The sequence below is a fragment of the Methylomonas sp. MgM2 genome, from assembly GCF_054172045.1.
Map to the genome: position 1 here is coordinate 1 of NZ_JBSYXO010000080.1, position 3107 is coordinate 3107.

Annotated in this window: 2 protein-coding genes; both read left to right on the top strand. The window is 59.8% G+C overall.

Annotation, left to right across the window (positions count from 1 at the left end):
* Positions 1-297: phosphopantetheine-binding protein (locus ACW73I_RS22880; protein ID WP_458031822.1), on the top strand; the 297-nt coding region annotated here is incomplete at its 5' end.
* Between the two features lie 373 nt (positions 298-670).
* Positions 671-3107: condensation domain-containing protein (locus ACW73I_RS22885; protein WP_458031823.1), on the top strand; the 2437-nt coding region annotated here is incomplete at its 3' end.

Here is a 3107-nt window from a genome sequence, read left to right on the forward strand (position 1 = left end):
TGGCGGGATTTGCTGGGCGTCGACCGAGTCGGCCTGGACGACAATTTCTTCGAACTCGGCGGACATTCGTTGTTGGCGATGAAGCTGGCCGGTCGCATATCGCGGCATTTTCAGATCGAGCTTGGCGTACGCCGCCTGTTCGAGGCTGGCTCGTTATCCCGGCTGGCAGCCGAAATCGACGCCTTGCTGCCGGATTCGCCGGCTCTTGATTTGCAGAACGAGCTGGCGGATGCGCTGGCCGAGTTGCAAGGGATGTCGGCTGAGGATTTGCAGGCGTTATTGGCTGATAGCGAATGATTTTTGGTATGGAAGCAGTGATGGGCTATTTGGATTTGTGTCGCTATTGCGACAGTTTTATTCAGAAGTCGGTTCTCGGACCGACAGCCGATTTTTTTTCTTTTGCTCGGCCAAAAGAAAGAAACCAAAGACAAACCCGCCGGGGGCGGGTTTGGACGCCTGTGGCGCACGGAGTGCGAGCGCCTGGATGGAGCGAGTCAGCACGCCGCTTCATACCGCCTTTATCCTGCGATGCTCGGGAGGGTATTAAGGGATTAAACCCCATGCCTTCGGCATTTTCCGCTTTGCGGTTTTCTTGCAAACGGCGCAACGACCATATCAGCTTGAATTGCACCCGCGGCAACAAGATAAATTGAAAATAGAAAACTCATTGATGCAAAACCCACTCGCCAATTTCCATACCCTGAGTCCGGAACAACGCAGAGCCTTGATCCTGCTTCTGAAAAAACGCGGCCTAGACATAGGCCAATTCCCGATCGCCAGCGTCGGCCGCGATGCGGCGCTGCCGTTGTCTTACGGTCAGCAACGGCTGTGGTTTTTGGCGCAACTGGAGCCCGATAGCAGCGCTTACCACATCGCCGATGCGGTGTATTTGGGCGGTGAAATCGACGCCGACGCGCTGCAATGCGGCATCGATAAGCTGGTGGTCCGGCACGAAAGTCTACGCACGACGTTTCAGAGCGATGGCGGCAAACCGGTGCAAATCGTCCACGATGCTATGGCGGTCGAAGTGCAATGGCTGGATTTATCCACGCAATCCGGCGCTGTCGAGATATCGGTCAAAAACCAAGTCGAAAGGCTGGAGAGCGAGCCGTTCGATATGGGCAACGGGCCGCTGTTGCGGATTGCGTTGCTGAAGTTGGCGAGCGACCGTCATCTTTTGGTCTGGGTGCTGCACCACATCGTTGCCGACGAATGGTCGTTGAATATTTTGCTCAACGAATTTGCCGAGCTGTACCACGGCTATTGCCAAGGCCGCGAGGCGGAGTTGCCAGGCCTGGCGATCGGTTACGCCGATTTCGCGGTCTGGCAACGGCATTGGCTGGAAGCCGGCGAAATGGAGCGGCAGATGGCGTATTGGCGCGAGCGTTTGGGCGAGGAAATGCCGCAATTGGAACTGCCGATGGACCGGCCGCGGACGGCGCAAACCGGCGATGCCGGCGCCAAATTGGAAATTAGTTTGCCCGACGTCACGGCCGGTGCGCTACGCGAAGTTTGCCGGCGCCAAGGCGCGACCGTATTTATGGGTTTGCTGGCTGTGTTTTACCTGCTGCTGTACCGCTATAGCGGCCAGTGTAAATTACGGGTCGGCGTACCGGTTGCCAATCGCAACCGCCGCGAGACCGAACAGCTGGTGGGTTTTTTCGTCAACACCCAGGTGTTGCAAACCGAACTGGACGGCGGCCTGAACTTCCAGCAGGTGCTGGAGCGGGTCAAGGAAACGGCGCTTGGCGCGCAGGCTCATGCCGATTTGCCGTTCGACCAACTGGTCGAGGCGCTCAGCCCGCAACGCAGTCTGGAACGTAATCCGTTGTTCCAGGTGATGTACAACCATCAATACCAGCAGGCCGACACGGCCAAGGCGCTTGGTGCTTTGCTGATCGAGCCCTTTCCACGCGACGCGCACACGACGCAATTCGAATTGATTCTGGACACCTTCGAAAGCGTAACCGGCAGCATAAGAGCGATCTGGACTTATGCGAGCGATTTGTTCGATCAGGCGACCATCGCGCGGATGGCCGGGCATTTTTGCCGCTTGGCCGAAGCGGCAACCCAGCATCCCGAAAAGGCCTTGCGTGATTTGTCGATGCTCGATCAGGCCGAGCTGGATCGTGTACTGTTAAAACCGTCTTTATCTTACGAATCCGCCCATTTGCCGGCGCAAATCCGCCGCCAAGCCCAAACCCGGCCCGGTGCCGTAGCGCTGATCGCCGGTGCCGAGCGGCTGAGTTACGCCGAGTTGCAAAGCCGGGCTAATCGCTTGTCGCATTATTTACTGGAGCAGGGCCTGCGCCCCGGCGCGGTGGTGGCGTTGAGTCTGCCGCGTTCGGCGCACACGATTGTTGCTTGTCTGGGCGCGTGGCAATGCGGCGCGGCGTTTCTGGCCCTGGACCCCGATTATCCGGCCGAGCGATTGCAGTACATGCTGGACGATGCCGGCGCCGAATGGCTGATCGGCTGCGATGCGACGGTCGCTAGGGTGGGTACGGTTAGTGCCCGCGAGCAAGCCGCGCTAACGGCGGGCAATGACATTGCCCACCCTACAACCATGCCCAAGTCGGAGCAGGAGCGCCCTTCGACAAGCTCAGGGCGAACGGTGATTGCGGGGTCGGTTCATCAGGCCAATGCCATCAAACGGATAGACCTCGCCCGGCTCGACTTGTCCGCCTACCCCGACATGCCGCCCGACGTGGCGTTGCACCCGGAAACGCCGGCCTACCTGATCTACACCTCCGGTTCCACCGGCCGGCCCAAGGGCGTGGCGGTCGCTCACGGCGCGCTGGCCATGCATAGTCTGGCCATGGCCGAGCTGTACGCGTTGCAAGCGGGTGAAACCTGTCTGCATTTTGCCTCGTTCAGCTTCGATGCCGCCATCGAGCAATGGGCGGTGCCGCTACTGAGCGGCGCCACGCTGGTCATCGGCGATCCGGCGCAATGGAGCGTCGACCGGACCCTGCAAGCCATTCGCGAGCATGCGATCAGCCGTATCGACGTGCCGCCGGCCTATCTGGCCGAACTGGCCCGCCAGCTCGACAAGCCGGAACAAGCACCCGCATTGACCGGCTGCACCGTCGGCGGCGAAGCCCTGC